Raw genomic sequence first — 3,381 nt, forward strand, 5'->3', positions numbered from 1 at the left:
CTTCTCGAACTCAGAAGTGAAACATCGTTGCGCCAATGGTAGTGTGGTTCGCCCATGTGAGAGTAGGTCATCGTCAGCTCCCTATACCTAAAAGCCCCCGTAACATAAGTTATGGGGGCTTTTTCTTTGTGGTCAGTTTTTTAAAGCAGTAATGGTGGCTTGTTGTAGATTTTCACGTTTTACTACTGAGGCGAGTCATTGAACAGACTGTCTATTTCTAAATTTTCCTCAAAATCTATTTCCATTTGCTGCTTTTGACGACTACGCATTTGCTCAATCCGTTTCCGACGTCCTACAATAAGCCTCAAAACCTCTCGTTTTTCTTCATTGGTCATTCTTAACCACAGTTGTCGCTCTTGGCGGCTACGTAAGCAGCCAAAGCAATAGCCCTTCTTATTACTTTGACAAACCCCCACACATGGGTTATCGATTTCGAATAGCTCAATTTGATTAAACATTAGCTTTATACCATCCCTAGATCACAGCTAAATGAGTGATCTGATTTAAGCTGCTAGCCATTCATTTATAGTCCATAGCCCATAGTAGAATAACCTTTTATGATTTAATCAATTTTAGCATGATTCCTTTCGCACTTTCATTCGTGATAATCTTGCTTAAACCGTTAAAAATAAGGGATTGGAAATGAGAATAGTATATGTTCATGGTCTTGATAGCACAGCAAATTCGGTAAAAGGTGTTTTGATCGAGAAATATTGCAAAGCTCATCATCCTGATGTTGAAGTTATCAGACCGGATTTAAATGAAGCCCCTAATAAGGTGTTTGATCGACTTTGTAAATTGGTACAGCAAGGGCAGAGGGTAAGTGATAGCGTGGTAATAATAGGCAGCTCTCTAGGTGGTTATTTTGCCAGCCTAGTGAGTAATGAGACCGGTTGCCCTGCTGTGTTGCTAAACCCCAGCACCCAGCCTCATATTAGCTTACAGCGCTTTGTTGATGACCAAGTTATCGATACTATCGCTTGTGACGATGGCGCTTCTCCAGTGATTTATCGAACCACTGGAGGCTGGGCAATGACCTTGCAGGACTTAGATTGGTTTGCAGCTCATAAGTTGCAGCAGATAACTCATCCTGACAAGGTATTTGCAGTAATTAAACAAGGAGATGAGTTACTAGACCCAAAAGTAGCCGCTGATTTTTATCAGTCCCAAGAGGTGAAGGTGGCTTTGCAACCTGGAGGCGATCATCGTATGACTGATTTTGAGCAACAACTACCCCTGATTATGGAGCGTCTATTACCTCAAGGCTAGCCAGAGTTACTGACTTATTTTCTTTACGTCACTTGCTGTCGTTAATATATTTGCTAATCCCCTATGCATTCCGATATTAGTTATAATATGGCTCATAATTAAAAGCTTGATTAAGCAAAGGATATTATTGTGAGCAATTACACAGCACAGTCGCTTGAAGTTTTAGAAGGTCTTGAGCCGGTACGTCGCCGTCCTGGTATGTACACCGACACCACCCGTCCTAATCACTTGGCACAAGAGGTGATAGATAACTCAGTGGACGAGGCTTTGGCGGGTCATGCTAAAACGATCAAGGTACAACTGCATGAGGATGGTTCATTGTCAGTGGAAGATGATGGACGCGGAATGCCCACAGATATTCATCCTGAGTTTAAACAAACGGGTATTGAGATTATTTTAACCCGGCTACATGCTGGCGGTAAGTTTAATACCAGTAATTATCAGGTTTCTGGCGGATTACATGGTGTGGGTATTTCCGTAGTTAACGCCCTATCAAAACGAGTTGAAGTTACTGTTTGGCGTGATGGCACCCAGTACGATATTGCTTTTGAAAATGGGGTGCCTGTCACCAAATTAGTTGAATCAGTAAGCTCTAACAAGCGCAAAAAAGGAACCAAGGTTCGTTTTTGGATTGATGAAAGCTTTTTTGATACGCCGAAATTTAGCGTCAAACAGCTTAAGCATAACTTGAAGGCAAAAGCGGTGTTAGCAGCTGGCCTCACGATAGAGTTTTATGATGAAGCCAATAAAGACAAAGTAGTCTGGCAGTTTACCGATGGTGTGGTCGAATATCTTAATGAGCAACTTGATGGGTTAGAGACTCTACCGCCTGAGCCGTTTTATTTCTCTTATGAGGCCAAAGAAGGAGAGCGTTCTGGGGTTACTTTTGCTTTATCCTGGCTACCTGAAGGAGGTAATCCTATCCAAGAAAGCTACGTTAACTTGATTCCTACGGCCCAAGGAGGAACTCATGTTAATGGCTTACGTACCGGTATTTTAGAAGCCCTACGTGAATTTTGTGAAATTCACAATTTACTGCCCCGTAATGTAAAACTAACCGGGGAAGATGTCTGGGACGGGGTGAACTATATTTTATCTCTTAAGTTCTCAGAGCCTCAGTTTTCAGGTCAAACCAAAGAGCGTCTATCGAGTCGAGAGGCTGCAGGCGCAGTACAAGCCCAAGCCAAAGATGCCTTTAGCTTGTGGTTAAACCAACACGCTGAATTAGGCGCACAGATTGCAGAGTTGGCTATCTCTAAAGCCGGTAAACGTTTGAAGTCAGCTAAAAAAGTAGCTCGTAAAAAGATTACTCAGGGCCCAGCATTGCCAGGTAAATTAGCGGATTGCCGAGGCGGCGTCAGAGAAGGGGCTGAGTTGTTTTTGGTAGAGGGTGACTCAGCGGGTGGGAGTGCCAAACAGGCCCGTGATCGTCATTTCCAAGCTATTTTGCCGCTGCGTGGTAAGATTTTGAATACGTGGGAAGTTTCACCCGATACCGTGCTCTCAAGCCGTGAGATTCATGATATCGCGATTGCTATTGGGGTAGATCCTGCCTCTGATGATTTGTCAGAGCTGCGTTACGACAAGATTTGTATTTTAGCTGACGCCGACTCTGATGGTCTGCATATTGCGACCTTAATTTGTGCCCTATTTGTTAAACATTTCCCAGCATTAGTTGATGCAGGTCACTTGTTTGTAGCGATGCCGCCCTTATATAGGATTGATATAGGCAAAGAAGTTCACTATGCACTTGATGAAAGTGAGCTTGAGCATATATTAAGTAAGGTGCCTGGCAATAAAAAAACACAGATTACTCGATTTAAAGGGTTGGGTGAGATGAGTGCCGAGCAGCTGCGTGAAACCACCATGAACCCGGATACCCGTAGATTGGTACAACTGGATATGGATGATATGCAGTTGACCAACAGCGTTATGGATATGTTGTTGGCGAAGAAAAGAGCCGCTGATCGTAAAACCTGGCTAGAGAGTAAGGGGGATCTTGCTGAGATTACGGTTTAACTTATCGTGCGTAATTCTCCACCTATAATCTTTGATTTAGGTGGAGATGTAAGCACGGGGAGACCTAGTCAGGGCGTTCTTGTTTTTCGATAT

Annotated in this window: 3 protein-coding genes and 1 rRNA gene; 3 read left to right on the forward strand and 1 reads right to left on the reverse strand. The window is 43.4% G+C overall.

What is annotated here, in order from left to right:
- A 5S ribosomal RNA gene (rrf, locus tag A1019T_RS13955) occupies window positions 1-79 on the forward strand; the annotation flags it as partial.
- Between the two features lie 103 nt (window positions 80-182).
- Here rrf and A1019T_RS01160 read toward each other — a convergent pair.
- Window positions 183-458 carry a DUF1289 domain-containing protein gene (locus tag A1019T_RS01160; protein WP_077450052.1) on the reverse strand — a complete coding sequence of 92 codons (276 nt, stop codon included), beginning with the start codon at window positions 456-458 and terminating at the stop codon, window positions 183-185.
- A gap of 184 nt (window positions 459-642) precedes the next feature.
- Between A1019T_RS01160 and A1019T_RS01165 the strand changes: the two genes are divergently transcribed.
- Window positions 643-1,269: a YqiA/YcfP family alpha/beta fold hydrolase gene (locus tag A1019T_RS01165; RefSeq protein ID WP_077450053.1), complete on the forward strand. Its 627-nt coding sequence runs from the start codon at window positions 643-645 to the stop codon at window positions 1,267-1,269.
- Window positions 1,270-1,398: 129 nt separating this feature from the next.
- The gene (gene parE / locus A1019T_RS01170) at window positions 1,399-3,288 is read left to right on the forward strand and encodes a DNA topoisomerase IV subunit B (protein WP_077450054.1); all 1,890 of its coding nucleotides are present in this window, start codon (window positions 1,399-1,401) and stop codon (window positions 3,286-3,288) included.
- Window positions 3,289-3,381 lie beyond the last annotated feature (93 nt).

This window comes from Psychrobacter piechaudii (assembly GCF_900162825.1).
Taxonomy (GTDB): domain Bacteria; phylum Pseudomonadota; class Gammaproteobacteria; order Pseudomonadales; family Moraxellaceae; genus Psychrobacter; species Psychrobacter piechaudii.